This is a genomic window from Stenotrophomonas maltophilia (genome assembly GCF_002799245.1).
GTDB classification, from domain to species: domain Bacteria; phylum Pseudomonadota; class Gammaproteobacteria; order Xanthomonadales; family Xanthomonadaceae; genus Stenotrophomonas; species Stenotrophomonas maltophilia_S.
On record NZ_NEQV01000004.1, the window covers coordinates 441,415 to 456,322 of the forward strand.

13 protein-coding genes are annotated in these 14,908 nt (G+C 64.5%); all 13 read left to right on the plus strand.

Annotated features, from left to right (window positions below; translation table 11 throughout):
• The first annotated feature begins 38 nt into the window (after positions 1-38).
• The 13 genes from B9Y64_RS14355 to B9Y64_RS14415 all read left to right on the plus strand — a co-directional run bounded on the left by B9Y64_RS14355 (position 39) and on the right by B9Y64_RS14415 (position 14,849).
• On the plus strand, positions 39-1,190 hold the full coding sequence (locus B9Y64_RS14355) for a hypothetical protein (RefSeq protein WP_100441278.1): 1,152 nt from the start codon (positions 39-41) through the stop codon (positions 1,188-1,190).
• Positions 1,191-1,228: 38 nt separating this feature from the next.
• Complete coding sequence (locus B9Y64_RS14360) at positions 1,229-2,380, plus strand: hypothetical protein (protein WP_100441279.1); 1,152 nt, start codon at positions 1,229-1,231, stop codon at positions 2,378-2,380.
• Position 2,381: 1 nt separating this feature from the next.
• The gene (locus B9Y64_RS14365; protein ID WP_100441280.1) at positions 2,382-2,834 is read left to right on the plus strand and encodes a hypothetical protein; all 453 of its coding nucleotides are present in this window, start codon (positions 2,382-2,384) and stop codon (positions 2,832-2,834) included.
• 12 nt (positions 2,835-2,846) lie between these two features.
• The gene (locus B9Y64_RS14370) at positions 2,847-3,986 is read left to right on the plus strand and encodes a hypothetical protein (protein WP_100441281.1); all 1,140 of its coding nucleotides are present in this window, start codon (positions 2,847-2,849) and stop codon (positions 3,984-3,986) included.
• Between the two features lie 40 nt (positions 3,987-4,026).
• Positions 4,027-5,265 (plus strand): hypothetical protein, encoded by a 1,239-nt coding sequence (locus B9Y64_RS14375; protein ID WP_100441282.1) that lies wholly within the window; start codon positions 4,027-4,029, stop codon positions 5,263-5,265.
• Between the two features lie 85 nt (positions 5,266-5,350).
• Positions 5,351-6,481, plus strand: coding sequence for a hypothetical protein (locus B9Y64_RS14380; protein ID WP_100441283.1), 1,131 nt, complete (start codon positions 5,351-5,353; stop codon positions 6,479-6,481).
• 152 nt (positions 6,482-6,633) lie between these two features.
• Complete coding sequence (locus tag B9Y64_RS14385; RefSeq protein WP_100441284.1) at positions 6,634-7,329, plus strand: phage minor tail protein L; 696 nt, start codon at positions 6,634-6,636, stop codon at positions 7,327-7,329.
• Between the two features lie 62 nt (positions 7,330-7,391).
• A complete protein-coding gene (locus B9Y64_RS14390) occupies positions 7,392-8,132 on the plus strand; it encodes a C40 family peptidase (protein ID WP_100441285.1) in 741 nt (246 codons plus the stop codon).
• Positions 8,125-8,730, plus strand: coding sequence for a tail assembly protein (locus B9Y64_RS14395; protein WP_100441286.1), 606 nt, complete (start codon positions 8,125-8,127; stop codon positions 8,728-8,730). The genes B9Y64_RS14390 and B9Y64_RS14395 overlap by 8 nt, the downstream gene beginning before the upstream one ends.
• Positions 8,727-12,215: a host specificity protein J gene (locus B9Y64_RS14400; protein WP_100441287.1), complete on the plus strand. Its 3,489-nt coding sequence runs from the start codon at positions 8,727-8,729 to the stop codon at positions 12,213-12,215. Before B9Y64_RS14395 ends, B9Y64_RS14400 begins: the two co-directional genes overlap by 4 nt.
• A gap of 71 nt (positions 12,216-12,286) precedes the next feature.
• The gene (locus B9Y64_RS14405; RefSeq protein ID WP_157804521.1) at positions 12,287-12,493 is read left to right on the plus strand and encodes a hypothetical protein; all 207 of its coding nucleotides are present in this window, start codon (positions 12,287-12,289) and stop codon (positions 12,491-12,493) included.
• 1 nt (position 12,494) lies between these two features.
• A complete protein-coding gene (locus B9Y64_RS21980) occupies positions 12,495-13,172 on the plus strand; it encodes a hypothetical protein (protein WP_157804522.1) in 678 nt (225 codons plus the stop codon).
• A 222-nt stretch (positions 13,173-13,394) separates the two neighbouring features.
• Complete coding sequence (locus tag B9Y64_RS14415; protein ID WP_100441289.1) at positions 13,395-14,849, plus strand: SulP family inorganic anion transporter; 1,455 nt, start codon at positions 13,395-13,397, stop codon at positions 14,847-14,849.
• Positions 14,850-14,908 lie beyond the last annotated feature (59 nt).

The following is a 14,908-nucleotide window of genomic DNA, read 5'->3' on the forward strand; positions in this document are numbered from 1 at the left end:
CATCCCGTCACACCTGAAACCATAAGGAAACAGCAAAAATGCCACGACAGACAATCGACCTCGATTCCGTTCAACCGAACGGAAAGCGGGGTGAAACACAGCGCCCGGCGTTCACCAAGATCAACGAAAACTTCGCGGAGGTCTACGATGCCTTGGCGGATGTAGCGAAGATCCCGGAGACGGTCGGAAATGCGATCACCGAGCGCGTCCCAGGCAGGAATCTGCTCATCAATGGTGGTCTGCAATTCTGGCAGCGCCGGACTTCCGGCCGTGTCGGCAGCGGGGCGGGTACCCTGGGGGCGGAGACGTTCTTTGCCGATCGCTTCACCAACTCGGCATTGAGCTGCAACCAGGACGTCCAGCGCGTGGCTTACGAGGGGCAGACTGGCTACCCGGAGGACACGCGGTCGATCCTGGTATGCACCGTGTCCGGTGCCGCTGCCAGCAGTGGTGCGTGGATGGGGCAGAAGATCGAGGGCGTGCGCAGCGCGAGCGGCGATATCACCATCTCTGTGTGGGCAAACAGCGATGCACCGAACCGCAAGGTCGGCGTGCGCGTCATCCAGAACTTCGGCACGGGCGGCTCGCCCGCGCGGGAAGTGGTGATCGAAGCGGGTGTGCTCACACTGGGCACCTCGGCCACGCACCAGAGCGTCACTGTCACTTTGCCGAGCACCAGGGGCAAGGTGCTCGGCGTCCATGGCAACGACCATCTCTACGTGGTGTTCGACCTGTGCGGTACCGGCCAGAAGGGCGAGTTGGTGGCGCAGAACGGCTCGTTTGGCTTCACACAGTTCCAGGTCGAGGCGGGACGCGTGGCCACGCGCTTTGATTGGCGCCCGCCGGGCGTGGAATTCGCGTTGTGCCAACGGTATTACGAGAAGAGCTACAACCTCGACATCCTGCCCAACACAGCGCACAACGAAGGGCGAGAGGCGTTCTCGGTCAACTCGCCGGGAATGGCGCATTACCAGAGCGTGCGATTCCAGACGGCAAAACGTGCCCATCCCTACGTGATGATCATCTCGGCCGACACCACCCAGCAGAACGGGCACATCGCCGAGGATGACGTGTCCCGGGTTCCCTGCCTTGTCAACTATGCATCGCCTTCCTGCTACGAGGTGAGCTGGACCAACAATCCAGGACGCTGGGGTGGGTGGTGGCACTGGTGGGCCGACGCTGAGCTCTGATCTCCAACCGCTTCCCGTTCGAACTCCAGGAACCCACAATGACGAGAAAGATCATCGACCTCGATTCCGTTCAACCGAACGGAAAGCGGGGTGAGACGCAGCGCCCGGCATTCACCAAGATCAACGACAACTTCGCCGAGATCTATAGGGCGCTGGATGGCGTGACCATGATCGGACAGCGTGTGGATTCACTGGAGCGCGCTCTTCAGACTGCAATTCCAGGCAGGAACCGCCTGATCAACGGCAACTTCGATTTCTGGCAGCGGGCCACCACCGGCACCATCCAGGGCGGCGAGATCTATGTAGCCGATCGCTGGACCGTGGCAGCACTGGGCTGCACGCATACCGCAAATCGAGGGGCCAATCTGCCTGCCGGCGGTGCCGCGCCGGAATCGCGCCGTTTCCTCAACAGCGTTGTCTCCAAAACCAGTGCAGGTAGCAGCGCCTACGTCGCACAGAAGGTCGAGAGCGCGGTGACACTGTCCGACGGCGAAGTGACGGTTTCCGGCTTCGCCTATGGCCCGCCAGGAAAACGCATCGGTGTTCGTCTCATCCAGCACTTTGGCACCGGTGGTTCGCCGTCCGCCGCGGTCAGTGTGGAGCTGGGAACCGTAGCGGTCACCGCCGCGTCCTGGACCTATTTCCAGCTCAGTGCGCGACTGCCCTCGGTGAAGGGAAAGACGCTGGGCAGCAATGCCGACAGCGACTTCCTGTGGCTGGTGGTGGACCTGTGCGCGGATGCCTATGGCGGTGTCATCTCAGGCCAGAGCGGAGAGTTCGGCATCGCGATGATGCAGCTGGAGCGCGGCAATCGGGCGACGGCATTCGACCTGCGCCCCCTGGCCCACGAGCTGCAGCTTTGCCAGCGCTACTACGAGAAGAGCTACAACCTGGATGTACCGCCAGGCACGGCCGATGGTATCGGCCGCGACAACCAGTTCTACGACCGCAGCGTCGGCGTTGGCAGTACCTCGCATATCCGGTGCCGCGTCCCCAAGCGCGTCATTCCTGCCTACACCGTCTACAGCGATGTGAACGGGCAGGCCGGGCGCGTATCCGGCGCAAGCGGCGGCATCGGCACGGTGACGTCCATCGTGTATGCCGGCCAGTCCGGTGCACAGGTCAACTATCAATCCGCCGCAGGCAACTGGGGTTCCTCCTTCCACTGGACCGCTGACGCGGAGCTATGACATGTATCAACTGACTGAAGAGATCGACACCATCAGGTGCCTGCAGACCGGCGCCTTCATTCCACGCGGCCACCGTCTGTGGAACGACTACGAGGCCTGGTGCACCGCAGGCAATGAACCAGAGCCGGTACCTCCGCCGTTCGCGCCCGGCTCGACGCAGTTCCATCGCTTCATCCGTGGCAGGGCGTGGGAGTGGATGGCCCAGTGCGCCCGCGATCGCGGCTATGACAGCATCGAGAGCTGCTGCAGCTACGCTGGCAGTGCGGTGCCGCGCTATGCGCAGGACGCCATCGCCATGATCGCCTGGCGCGACGGGGTCAATCTCGCATTGGAAGCCATTGAGTCCACCACCGGGGTGACCGCGCCGGACTGGCAGCAGGTTCAGGCGCAACTGCCGCAGCCGGCTGCATTCGGCTGGCCTGCCGAGCAGGCCCTGGAAATCATCGGCGGCTGAGGAGGAGGACGCATGGCACGACGCACAATCGACCTCGATACCGTGCAGCCGAACGGCAAGCGGGGTGAGACGCAACGACCGGCCTTCACCAAGGTCAACGAGAACTTCACCGACCTCTACACGGATCTGGATGCACTCGAAACCATCGTGCAGGATCTCCGGCGCAGACAGAACGGCCGGAACCGGCTGATCAACGGCGACTTCAGATTCTGGCAGCGCGGCAGCCGCCGCACCGTGGTGGCGCCTCTTGCGGTATATGTTCCTGATCGCTTCCAGGTGGTATGTACCGGGGCCGGGCAGGTCGCGGTGTCACGCCGCAGCTTCGATACCCCGGCCTTCGGGGTCACGGGGTTCATGAACTGCGATCTCACCGGATCGACGGCGGCCACCGAGGCATTCGTCACCCAGCCGGTGGAAGGAGTGCAGACGCTGGCAGGAAGTACGGTGACGCTGAGCATGCAGGCATGGGCCGCGACGCCGGGCTGTCGCATCGGTGTCCGCTTCATCCAGACGTTTGGTACCAATGGGTCTCCGGATGTGACGGTCCGGGCGGGCGTCCAGGAAATCGGCACCGCGGCTGCGCTCAGGTACTTCACCGCCGAGTTGCCGTCCATCGCTGGCAAGACCGTCGGGGCCAACAGCAAGCTGCACGTCATCGTCGACTTCGCGACGCCCGGTGGCTACGGCGGACAGCTTGTGGGCCAGTCCGGCTCGTTCTCGCTGACCTGCATGCAGCTGGAGCGCGGGGCGACACCTACCGACTACGACATGCGTGATGACGCGACCGAGTTGATGCTGTGCCAGCGATACTACGAGAAGAGCTTCCCGCTGGAGCAGGCGCCCGAAAACGGCCTGCCGTCGCCGCAGGGCGTCGCCGCCGCATTCCAGGCAGGCCTGGCGCGCAGTGAGCAGATCTCCTTCAAGGTCACCAAACGCACGGTGCCTGCGCTCACGCTTTACTCCAACAGTGAAGTGGCACCGGCCCTCGGGTACTGGTCGTTGTTCAACGGCAACGGATGGTCACGCGGGATGGCTGTCCCGCTGTTCCTTCGTCCCGATGGATTCACCCTCCAGCTTGATTTCGGCTCTGGCCTGACGCCGTTCTATGCCTATCTGGTGGGCGGCAACTGGGCGGCTGACGCCGAGATCTGATCCTGGCCGTCAACACCGGCCTGAGCAGCAAGGACTGCACATGACACGAAGAATCATCGACCTGGACACCGTACAGCCCAACGGCAGACGAGGTGAAACCCAGCGTCCCGCGTTCACCAAGATCAACGAAAACTTCGCCGAAGTGTACGGCGCGCTGGGCAGCGTGGCGACCATCGTAGAAGACGTTGAACAACTGAAGACGGAAATCGAGAAGGAAGCAGAGCAGGCCAAAGCCGAAGTTCGTAGCGCCATCGCCACGCTTCCTGCAGCGGTGGACAGCGCCATTCACGGGCGAATTCCTGGAAAGAACCGCCTCATCAATGGCAACTTCGATTTCTGGACGAGAGGAACACCGATTGGACAGACCGGGTACGGCCCGGATCGGTGGTTCGTCCAGATCGGACTCATGACCGACGCCAGCATCTTCGCCAGAAACAACGTACCGGGAGACGGTGTCTTTGACGATGCCCGCCTTTCGATGGGTACAAACTCGACCGGCAATCAGGACGCGTTCGGACACTATTTCGTGTTCGAACAGCGGGTTGAGAATGTGCGGACCTTTGCTGGAGTGGTCAGCACCGTTTCTTTCACCGTCTACAACCCAGGGGCGGCTGGACGAAAGATCGCAGTTGAGTTCCTGCAGAACTTCGGTACCGGGGGCTCGGAGACGATTCTGGGAGTGGACGCTGAGGTTTTCAGCCTGGCGCAAGGGGTAAACCACATTAGAAAGACGGTCACCCTGCCGTCGGTCTCTGGGAAAACAGTAGCGAGCACGAACCACTACGCAGCCGTCGCAGTGTGGTTGTCATCCGGCAATGGATTCGATGTCCGCAACGCCAGGCTGGGTGCCCAGTCGGGGCAGCTGTTCTTCGGCGGATTCCAGTGGGAGCAGGGAGGCACGGCCACAGGCTATGACGCCCGGCCACTGTCCCACGAGGCTGCGCTGTGTGGCTGGTATGCGCAACGCATTGATATCAGTGCGGGTGATGCGTTCTCGGTTTGCACGGCTCTCGGTCAGTTCGACTGCGTGGGCCAGCTGTCGTTCCAGCCGATGCGCAGCAAGCCCACGGCACGGACGCTAGGGGGCGGTGTCAACATGACAGGCTTCGGTATCGCCGGGGGCAATGCTCCTGGCTCGTCCTTCAACATCATTCCGGTTTCGGTATCGGGTGCGGCGATCACCGCGGGAGTGGCTACAGGCGGCATGTCCCCGGGGGCATCGGGCTATGTCGCGCCCAAAGCCGGGGGAATCAGCATCATCCTTGAAGCTGAGATCTGATCCATCGATTCCTTTTCGCATCGGCGAAGAGGACAACGCGCTGTTGCGGCACCAGCGACCTGGAATCAGGAAAACAACAATGGTAATGAAAATCATCGACCTCGATACCGTTCAGGCGAACGGCAAGCGGGGTGAAACACAGCGCCCGGCATTCACCAAGGTCAACGAGAACTTCGCCGAAGTGTATGGCGGGTTGGATGCCGTCCAGACTGCAGTGGATGGGCTGGATGGCCGAATGGCAGGCCGCAATCTCCTCATTAATGGCGACTTCCGGCTCTGGCAGCGAGGTGCGGCGTTCCCTGCATCCACGGGCCCGCGCTACATCGCCGACCGTTGGCTGGCCAATGCCACCGGCACAAAGGTGACCGCCACGCGGGAGGAGGTGCCCGCAGGCGGCGGCCAGGCAGGGCGCCTGCTGGCCGGATCACGCCACCTGCTCCGGCTGGACGTGCAGAGCGTGGCCGGTGCCGGCAACATGGCACTGGTCCAACAGCGTATCGAGGACGTCCGGACCCTGGCCGGACGCACCGTTACCATCAGCTTCAAGGCACGGGCCTCGGTGGACGACTTCCGCATCGGCGTGGAGCTGCAGCAGTCCCATGGCGCCGGCGGGTCCACCGCGCGTGACAGCATCGGCGCATCGGTCGTACTCGATACCCTGTGGCGATGGCACCAGGTCACCGTGGACGTTCCCGGCCTTTCCGGCAAGACACTGGCCCCGGACAGCTATCTGCAGCTGAGCTTCTGGCTGGATGCCGGTGCCGACTTCAGTGGCCGTTCGTTTGCCGCCGGGCAGAAGAGCGGCAGCGTGCAGCTGGCCGAAGTGCAGATCGAGGAGGGCGATACCGCCACCGACTTCGATCGCCGGCCTGAGGCACTGGAACTGCTGCTATGCCAGCGCTACTACGAGACGGTGGATGTGAACCGGATCATCGGTATCACCTACACCGCCAACGGTGATTCGCGTGCCTGCATTCCGTTCAAGGTGCGCAAGCGTGCGGCACCCAGAATCTCGTCCCCCTCCACGGCACTGAACCTGGTGGGCTTCGGCAATGGTGGCAACCTGGTCAACTTCGACGGGGGTACCCCGGGTTGGGAGTCCACCGTGGACGCGGCGGTGCTTTCCTCGATGCCCAACAACATGCAGCTCTGGGGCGCGGTCGTGGTGTGGTCGACCACCTCGCAGGTGCTGGTGCAGGCCGACGCGGAGCTCTGAGCCATGACAGCCACCCCTCCGCAGGCGTCAACGCACGCCTGCTTCACCACCACTACGTCACTGCGCCCAGGCCACCACGTCATCGTGCCATGCGGCCAGGAACCGTATCCCGCACCGCCCTTTCTTCCCATTGCCGCACAGGAGCACACCCCATGATCACCGCCGATGCCCAGCAGCTTGAGCCGGGTGGCCGCATCACCGTCTACGAACTGGACGCCAGCAGTTTCGGCGCCGACAAGCTGTTCTTCCACGCACACCTGCAGAGTGGTGTCATCTGGTGGCAGGGCCAGGAATATGGCCCCTGGCCGATCGAGGCCAGCGGCTTCGAGCGCACCAGCGACCAGCCACCCAACCCGCGCCTGCGCGTGAGCAACATCGACGGCCGCATCACCGCCATGTGCCTGCTGTTCGATGATCTGGTGGGTGCTCGCATCGTCCGCCGGCAGACGCTGGCCAAGTACCTGGATGCCACCAACTTCGAGGAGGGCAATCCCAGCGCGGACCCCGCCGAGCACTTCCCCGACGAAGTCTGGTTCATCGAGCGCAAGATCGGCGAAGACAAGCAGATGGTCGAGTTCGAGCTGACCACCGCGATCGATCTCAATGGCCAGCAATTGCCCGGCAGGCAGATCATCGCCGGCATGTGTGGCTGGCTGGTGCGTGGCGGCTATCGCGGCGCGTACTGCGGCTACAACGGTCCAGCGGTGGCCGACAGCGACGACGTCGCCACCGACGATCCGGCACGTGACCAGTGCGGCGGCCGGGTGCGCAGCTGCAAGCTGCGCTTCGGCCAGGACAAGCCGCTGCCCTATGGCGGCTTCCCCGCCGCGGGCCTGCTGCGCTCCTGATCGGCCCCTTCCCGATTCCACTTTCCAGGCCCGCCCGCGCGGGCCTTTTTCATGGGTGAAACATGCAACCGACAACCCTGCAGGCCATCCAGGCACACGCCGTGGCCGAGTACCCGCGCGAATGCTGCGGGCTGATCGTGGCCATTGAAGGCCACGAACGCTATCTTCCCTGCCGCAACGTGGCCGCCACGCCCAGCGAGCATTTCCGCTTGCCGGCTGAAGACTATGCCGTGGCCGAGGACAAGGGCGAGGTGCTGGCCCTGGTGCACAGCCATCCCGATGCCGCCGCGACGCCCTCCGACGCCGACCGGGTCATGTGCGAGCGCAGCGGGTTGACCTGGCACATTGTCAGCGTCGGCCAGGTGGCCGGCGAGGCGCCGCTGTGCGGTGATCTGCAGACGCTGCATCCCTCTGGCTACGTGGCACCGCTGGTCGGTCGCCAGTTCGCCCACGGCGTGCTGGACTGCTACAGCCTGGTCCGCGATTTCCATGCACGCGAACTGGGCGTCGCGCTGTCCGAGTACGAACGCCAGGACGACTGGTGGAGCCACGGCCAGGACCTGTACAGCCTTGAACGGCTGCACGCCGAGGGCTTCGACCTGATCGAGGGCGAGCCGCAGCGGGGCGACATGATCCTGATGCAGATCCGCTCGCCGGTCACCAACCACGCGGGCATCTACCTCGGCGACGGGCAGATGCTGCATCACCTGCATGGCCGCCTGTCCGAGACCGTGCCCTATGGCGGCATGTGGGCCGAGCGCACCCGTTGCATTGTCCGCCATCGCGAGGTGCGCCATGACTGACCGTCTTCGTACGATCCGCCTGTACGGCAAGCTGGGTGCGCGCTTCGGGCGCAGGTTCCGGCTGGCGGTGAACAGCCCGGCCGAGGCCGTGCATGCGCTGTGCACGATGCTGCCGGGATTCCAGCAGTACCTGATGGGTGCCAAGGCCAAGGGCATGGAGTTTGCCGTGTTCAACGGCCGGCAGAACCTGTCCCGCGATCAGCTGCACGACCCGCCGGGGCAGGATGACATCCGCATCGCGCCGGTGATGGTGGGCAGCAAGCGGGGAGGCGTGCTGCAGACGATTGCGGGTGTCGTCATGGTCGTGGTCGGCGTCATCATGCTTTACACGCCGCTTGCGGCATACGGTCCGAATGTCATCGTCGCCGGTGCCAGCATGATCGCTGGCGGTGTCGTGCAGATGCTATCGCCTCAGCCCAAGGGCCTGGGCGCCAAAGACACACCGGACAACGCCCCCAGCTACAGCATGAACGGCACTGTCAACACACAGGCGCAAGGCAATCCCGTACCGGTCGCCTATGGCGGCCATGACAGCAAGGGCATGTTCATCGGCTCGGCCGTGATCAGCGGCGGCATCCTGGCGGAGGACCAGTTTTGAACCAGATCACTCATTCCACGCCGCGTACGCGCGGTGCATCGGCTCCCCTGCTGGCGGGTGCGAAGAAGGGCAGCAGCAATGCGCGGACCCCGGTCGAAACCGCCGACAGCCTGCACTCGATGGCGGTTGCCCGCATCATCGACCTGGCCAGCGAAGGCGAGATCCGCGGCCTGGTCGCCGGCAGGCAGTCGATCTACCTGGACCAGGTGCCGATCGAGAATCCGGACGGCACGCTGAATTTCTCCGGCGTGGACGTGCAGACGCGTTCCGGCACCCAGGACCAGGAGCACATCAGCGGCTTCCCGTCCATCGAGAACGAAGTCGGCGTCAACGTCGAGCTGCGCAGCGATGCGCCGGTGGTGCGCACCGTATCCGGTGCCGACCTGTCGGCCGTCCGTATCCGCTTCGCGGTGCCGGCGCTGCAGAAGACCAACACCGAGAACGGTGACACCGAAGGCTACCGGATCATGTATGCGGTGGATCTGTCCACCGACGGTGGCCCGTTCAGCACGGTGCTGACCGATGCCTTCAGTGGCAAGACCACCACCCAGTACGAGCGCAGCCGCCGCATCGATCTGCCTGCCGGTAGCCAGTGGCAGGTGCGTATCCGCCGTCTGACCGCCAACGCCAACAGCAGCACCATCGCCGATACCATCAACGTGCTGTCGATGACCGAGATCATCGATGCCAAGCTGCGCTATCCGAACTGCGCGCTGGCGGCGGTGCAGGTCGACGCCAGCCAGTTCCAGAACATCCCCACCCGGTCCTACCAGCTCTGGGGGCGCATCGTGCGCATCCCCTCCAACTACGATCCACTCAGTCGTCTCTACAGCGGCGTGTGGGACGGTACCTTCAAGAGCGGGTGGACCAACAACCCGGCGTGGGTGTTCTTCGACATCGTCACCAACGATCGCTTCGGGCTGGGCCATCGTGTTCCGCTGGACTGGGTGGACAAGTGGCGGCTGTACCAGATCGCGCGCTACTGCGATGAACTGGTCAGCGACGGCCAGGGCGGCAAGGAGCCGCGCTTCACCTGCAGCCTGTACCTGCAGACCCGCGCCGAGGCCTATCGCGTGCTGCAGGACATCGCCACCATGTTCCGCGGCATCAGCTTCTATGCGGCGGGGCAGGTGATGGCCTCGGCCGACATGCCCAAGGACCCGGTGCTGACCTACAGCCAGGCCAACGTCATCGAAGGGCGCTTCCACTATGCGGGCAGCAGCCGCACGGCGCGGCACACGGTGGCGCTGGTGTCGTGGATCGATCCGGACGACTTCGGCCGGCAGAAGGTCGAGGTGGTGCAGCATCTGCCCGGCGTGGCCCGCTACGGCATCAACCAGACCGAAGTGACGGCGGTGGGCTGCCATTCGCGTTCGCAGGCGCAGCGCGTGGGCAACCATATCCTGCATACCGAAATGCTGGAAACAGAGACCATCAGCTTTTCGGTGGGATTGGATGCACTGGGCTGCATGCCTGGTGATGTGATCCAGGTGGCCGACCCGAACCGCGCCGGCCGCCGCAATGCCGGTCGCATCCGCAGTGCAGGTACACGCAGCCTGGTGCTGGACCGCATGCCGGAACAGGTCGCTGCCGGTGACACCCTGCGTGCCACCCTGCCCAGCGGGCAGACCGAAGCACGCACGGTGCAGTCGGTGGACGGCGAGACGGTGACCGTCACCGCGCCGTGGTCGGCGCTGCCGGTCGCGCAGTCGGTGTGGGCGCTGGAATCGCCGGAGCTGGCCCTGCAGCACTATCGCGTGCTGTCGATCAGCGAGGGCGACGAGCTGACCTACCAGATCACCGCGCTCAAGCACGTGCCGGGCAAGTACGCGGCCATCGACGATGGCACGCGCCTGGAGCAGCCGCCGATCAGCATCATCCCGCCCAGCGTGCAGCCGGCACCGGCCAACGTGCGGATGGCCTCGCATGTGGTGGTGGACCAGGGCATCGCCACCTCCGTGCTCACCATCGAGTGGGATGCCGCGGACAAAGCGATCGGCTATGACGTGGAATGGCGGCGTGGTGATCTCAACTGGGTCCGCGCTGGCCGCGTCGGGACGCAGAGCCTGGAGGTGCGGGGCGTCTACGCAGGCGAGTACCTGGCCCGCGTACGCGCGGTCAATGCGCTGGGCGCGGTGTCGCAGCCGACGCTCAGTGTGCTCACCACCATTGAAGGAAAGACGACGCCGCCACCCTCGCTGGCATCGTTGACCAGCACCGCTCGCCCCTTCGGCATCGCACTGTCCTGGGGTTTCCCCGCAGGTGCAACCGATACTGAAAGGACCGAGCTCTGGTACAGCACCGGCCCCAATCGCGAGAGCGCGATCAAGCTGGGCGATTTCGCCTATCCGCAGGCCCAGCATCAGATGAACGGCCTGGCCGCTGGCGCGCGCTTCTGGTTCTGGGGTCGGCTGGTGGACCGAAGTGGCAACATCGGCCCGTGGTACCCGGCGCAAGCCGGGGTGATGGGTGAATCGAGCAGCAACCCGGACGACTACGACGCTTACTTTGCCGGCCGCATCAACGAAAGCGCGCTGGGGCAACAGCTGAAGGGCAAGATCGAGCGCGTCACCGAGGTGTTGCCGCTGGTCTGGGATGCCTCGGCAACCTACACCCCGGGCCAGACCGTCATTCATGACGGCCGGATCTGGAGCTGGCAGGGCACTGCCGCAGGCAATGAAACGCCGCCGGGCAGCCACTGGAAGAACATCGGTGATGCCATCGCCGAGGCGGGCGCCATCGTTGGCCGTGTCGACCAGCTGGAAATGGACGTGACCGACGTCGATGGCAAGGTGGCCGCGCAGGGGCAGAAGGTCGATGGCCTGTTCGCCCAGGTCAGCGATCACAGTGCCGGTGAGGAGGACTACAACGTCGGCGAGAACGATGTCAGCGCCGGCGCCATCACCGTCTACAGCGTGATGGCCGAAAAGGATGCGGCACTGGCCAAGCGCGTGGATACAGTCGAAGCGTCCATCGACGGTGTACCCGGCAAGATCGAAGGCGTCAGTGCGGCGGTCCAGCAGGTCTCGCAGGCCGTGGTCAACCTGGATGGCAAGGTCAGCGCGACCTATACGGTCAAGGCGCAGATCACCAGCGCCGGGCAGATCTACATGGCCGGCATGGGTCTGGGTGTCGAGCAGCAGCCGGATGGCAGCTACCAGAGCCAGATCCTGATGCAGGCCGATCGCTTCGCGCTGATCAACGAGAGAAACGGACAGATCACCACGCCCTTCGTGGTCGAGAACGGCCAGACCTTCATCAGCCAGGCATTGATCGGAAACGGCAGGATCCAGAACGCGATGATCGGCGATTTCATCCAGTCCAATGCGGTGGGTGCGAGAGGGCAGCCACGCTGGCGGTTGGACAAGAGCGGCGCGATGACCATGACCGGTCCCGACAATGGCGGCTATCTGACCATCGTCAACAATGTGATCCAGGTATTTGATGCAGCAGGAACGCTGCGCGTGCAGATGGGGGTGTGGTGATGCCAGTAGGAATCCAGGTCTTCAACGCTGATGGCAGTCTGGGCTATGACCCGCAAGGCAGGTTGTTTCGCGTGCTTGCAAGCATCCAGTACAGCACGGTCGACGGCAGCGCAGCCTTCTCCCGGCAACCGGAAGATACCGACCTGACGGCGGTTGCCCGTGGCAGGTATGCCCCGGAATTCTCCATTGACGTGGCCTCCGGCATTGTCAGCTGGCGCCATGTCAATGTTCCCGCCAAGGACCGCTATCCCGGTATCGTCGAAGTATGGGCCCGCTGACATGACTGCAGGAATCAAGATCATCAACGACTGGGGCACCGTATTGATCGACGATGCCTTCCCGACACTCGCCATGCTGGCGCAAGGCACCACCACGCTGGATGGCGAGGGGAGCGGGTACATCGGCAACCATGCTGGCATGGTGGCCGTGCGTTCGACCTCGGTGGTCGGAAGCCAGCACTTCAACGAGATCGACGGATATCCGGCTGGGTTGTACCTGTTCGGACCTCCCGGCGCGGTGGTGCAGTGGTATGTGTACGCGCCGCCGCAGGAGCCACCGAGCAATTTTGGCCTGATCATCCGTGACGGTGCCGGCCGGCTGATGTTCGATGCAGGCAGAAAAGCTGCGCGTGTGGCTGGCCTCCGCTCTGCATCGACACGGCCTGGCTGGCAGGGGAGTGCCCAGTTTGATCCGGGACGTGCCTGGGCAGTGATGCCCTTGGTCTACGCGTACGATTCGGTGAACACGTTCCAGCGATGGGGCGATCCACAGGAGTACCTGCAACACGAGGACGTAAGTGTTTCCGGAGCGGCGATCAACGGTGGAGCCATCACCTTCGGGATGACGCGGACGGCGCGGCGCACTTACGGTCCCTACTACGGACTACCTCTCCCCACCCGGTTCACCTATACCGGGAACAATGCAGCTCTCGCGGTGCTTGATGTAACCGGCTACTAGTGCAGACCACGCGTCGGTCGGGAAACAGCGGCGCGGGCGGCCATTTGAGCCGCCCGCGCCGTTCCCGTAGACTGCGCGCCTCCTACGTATCGACGCCCGCCTGCAGTGATCACGCCACCCTGACCCTTGCCGCCCATCGGCAGCCGGCCCGCCCGGCTCAGGAACCCGTGTCTTTCCACTGCAGCGCCATGCGGCCACGCCCGCGTGCGTGCGGAGTTTTCCATGCAAACGTCCTACCCCCTGCGCCAGCAATGGCTCGGCAACATCCGTGGTGATCTGCTGTCCGGCATGGTCGTCGCCCTGGCCCTGATTCCCGAGGCCATCGCCTTCTCGCTCATTGCCGGCGTCGACCCCAAGGTCGGCCTGTACGCCGCGTTCTCCATCGCGGTGATCACCGCCATCGCGGGCGGCCGGCCGGGCATGATCTCCGCTGCTACCGGTGCGATGGCGCTGGTGATGGTCGATCTGGTCAAGGACCACGGCCTGCAGTACCTGTTTGCCGCCAGCATCCTGGCTGGCCTGCTGCAGGTGCTGGCCGGCGTGTTCAAGCTCGGTTCGCTGATGCGCTTTGTCTCGCGCTCGGTCATCACCGGCTTCGTCAACGCGTTGGCGATCCTGATCTTCCTGGCGCAGATGCCCGAGCTGATCGGTCGCGGCCCGGCCGTCTACGTACTGTGTACCGCCGCGTTGGCGATCATCTACCTGCTGCCGCGCCTCACCCGCGCCGTGCCGTCGCCGCTGGTGGCCATCGTCGTGCTCACCGCCATAGTGATCGGCTTCGATGTGGAGGTGCGCAGCGTGGGTGACATGGGCCAGCTGCCGGACAGCCTGCCGCACTTCCTGCTGCCCGATGTGCCGCTCACCTGGGAAACGCTGCGCATCCTGCTGCCGGTGTCGGCCACGCTGGCCGTGGTCGGCCTGCTCGAATCGATGATGACGCTGCAGATCGTCGAGGACATCACCGAGACGCCCAGCCAGCGCAACCGCGAATGCGTCGGGCAGGGCGTGGCGAATACGGTGACCGGTTTCCTCGGCGGCATGGCGGGCTGCGCGATGATCGGCCAGTCGGTGATCAACGTGACCTCCGGTGGCCGTGGTCGCCTGTCCTGCCTGGTGGCCGGCGTGCTGCTGCTGGTGCTGGTGGTGTACGGCAGCGACCTGGTGCGGCAGATCCCGATGGCCGCGCTGGTGGCAGTGATGATCATGGTCAGCATCGGCACCTTCAGCTGGCGCTCGTTGCGCGACCTGCGCACGCATCCGCGCAGTTCATCTGCGGTGATGCTGCTGACCGTGGTGGTCACCGTGGCCACCCACGATCTGGCCAAGGGCGTGCTCAGTGGCGTGCTGCTGTCGGCGCTGTTCTTCGCGCGCAAGGTTGGCCGCATGCTGGATGTGCGGCGCGAGGACGCTGGAGACATGCAGGTCTACCGCGTACGTGGCCAGGTGTTCTTCGCCTCGGCCGGCCAGCTCGGCGCCGCGTTCGATTACCAGCACGTGGCGCCGAAGGTGCAGATCGACCTGCGCGACGCCCATCTGTGGGACCTGACGGCTGTGGCTGCACTGCAGCGCGCGCAGGAAAAGCTGGCCGCGCAGGGTGCCGGGGTGACGGTGGTGGGCCTCAATGCGGCCAGCCAGACGTTGATCGAACAGGTAGGCGGGCGCGCTGGCGGGCACTGACGTTCAGGCGTCCGGCTTCTGCGACAACGTGCACGCATTCTGAATCCAGTCAGGCATCT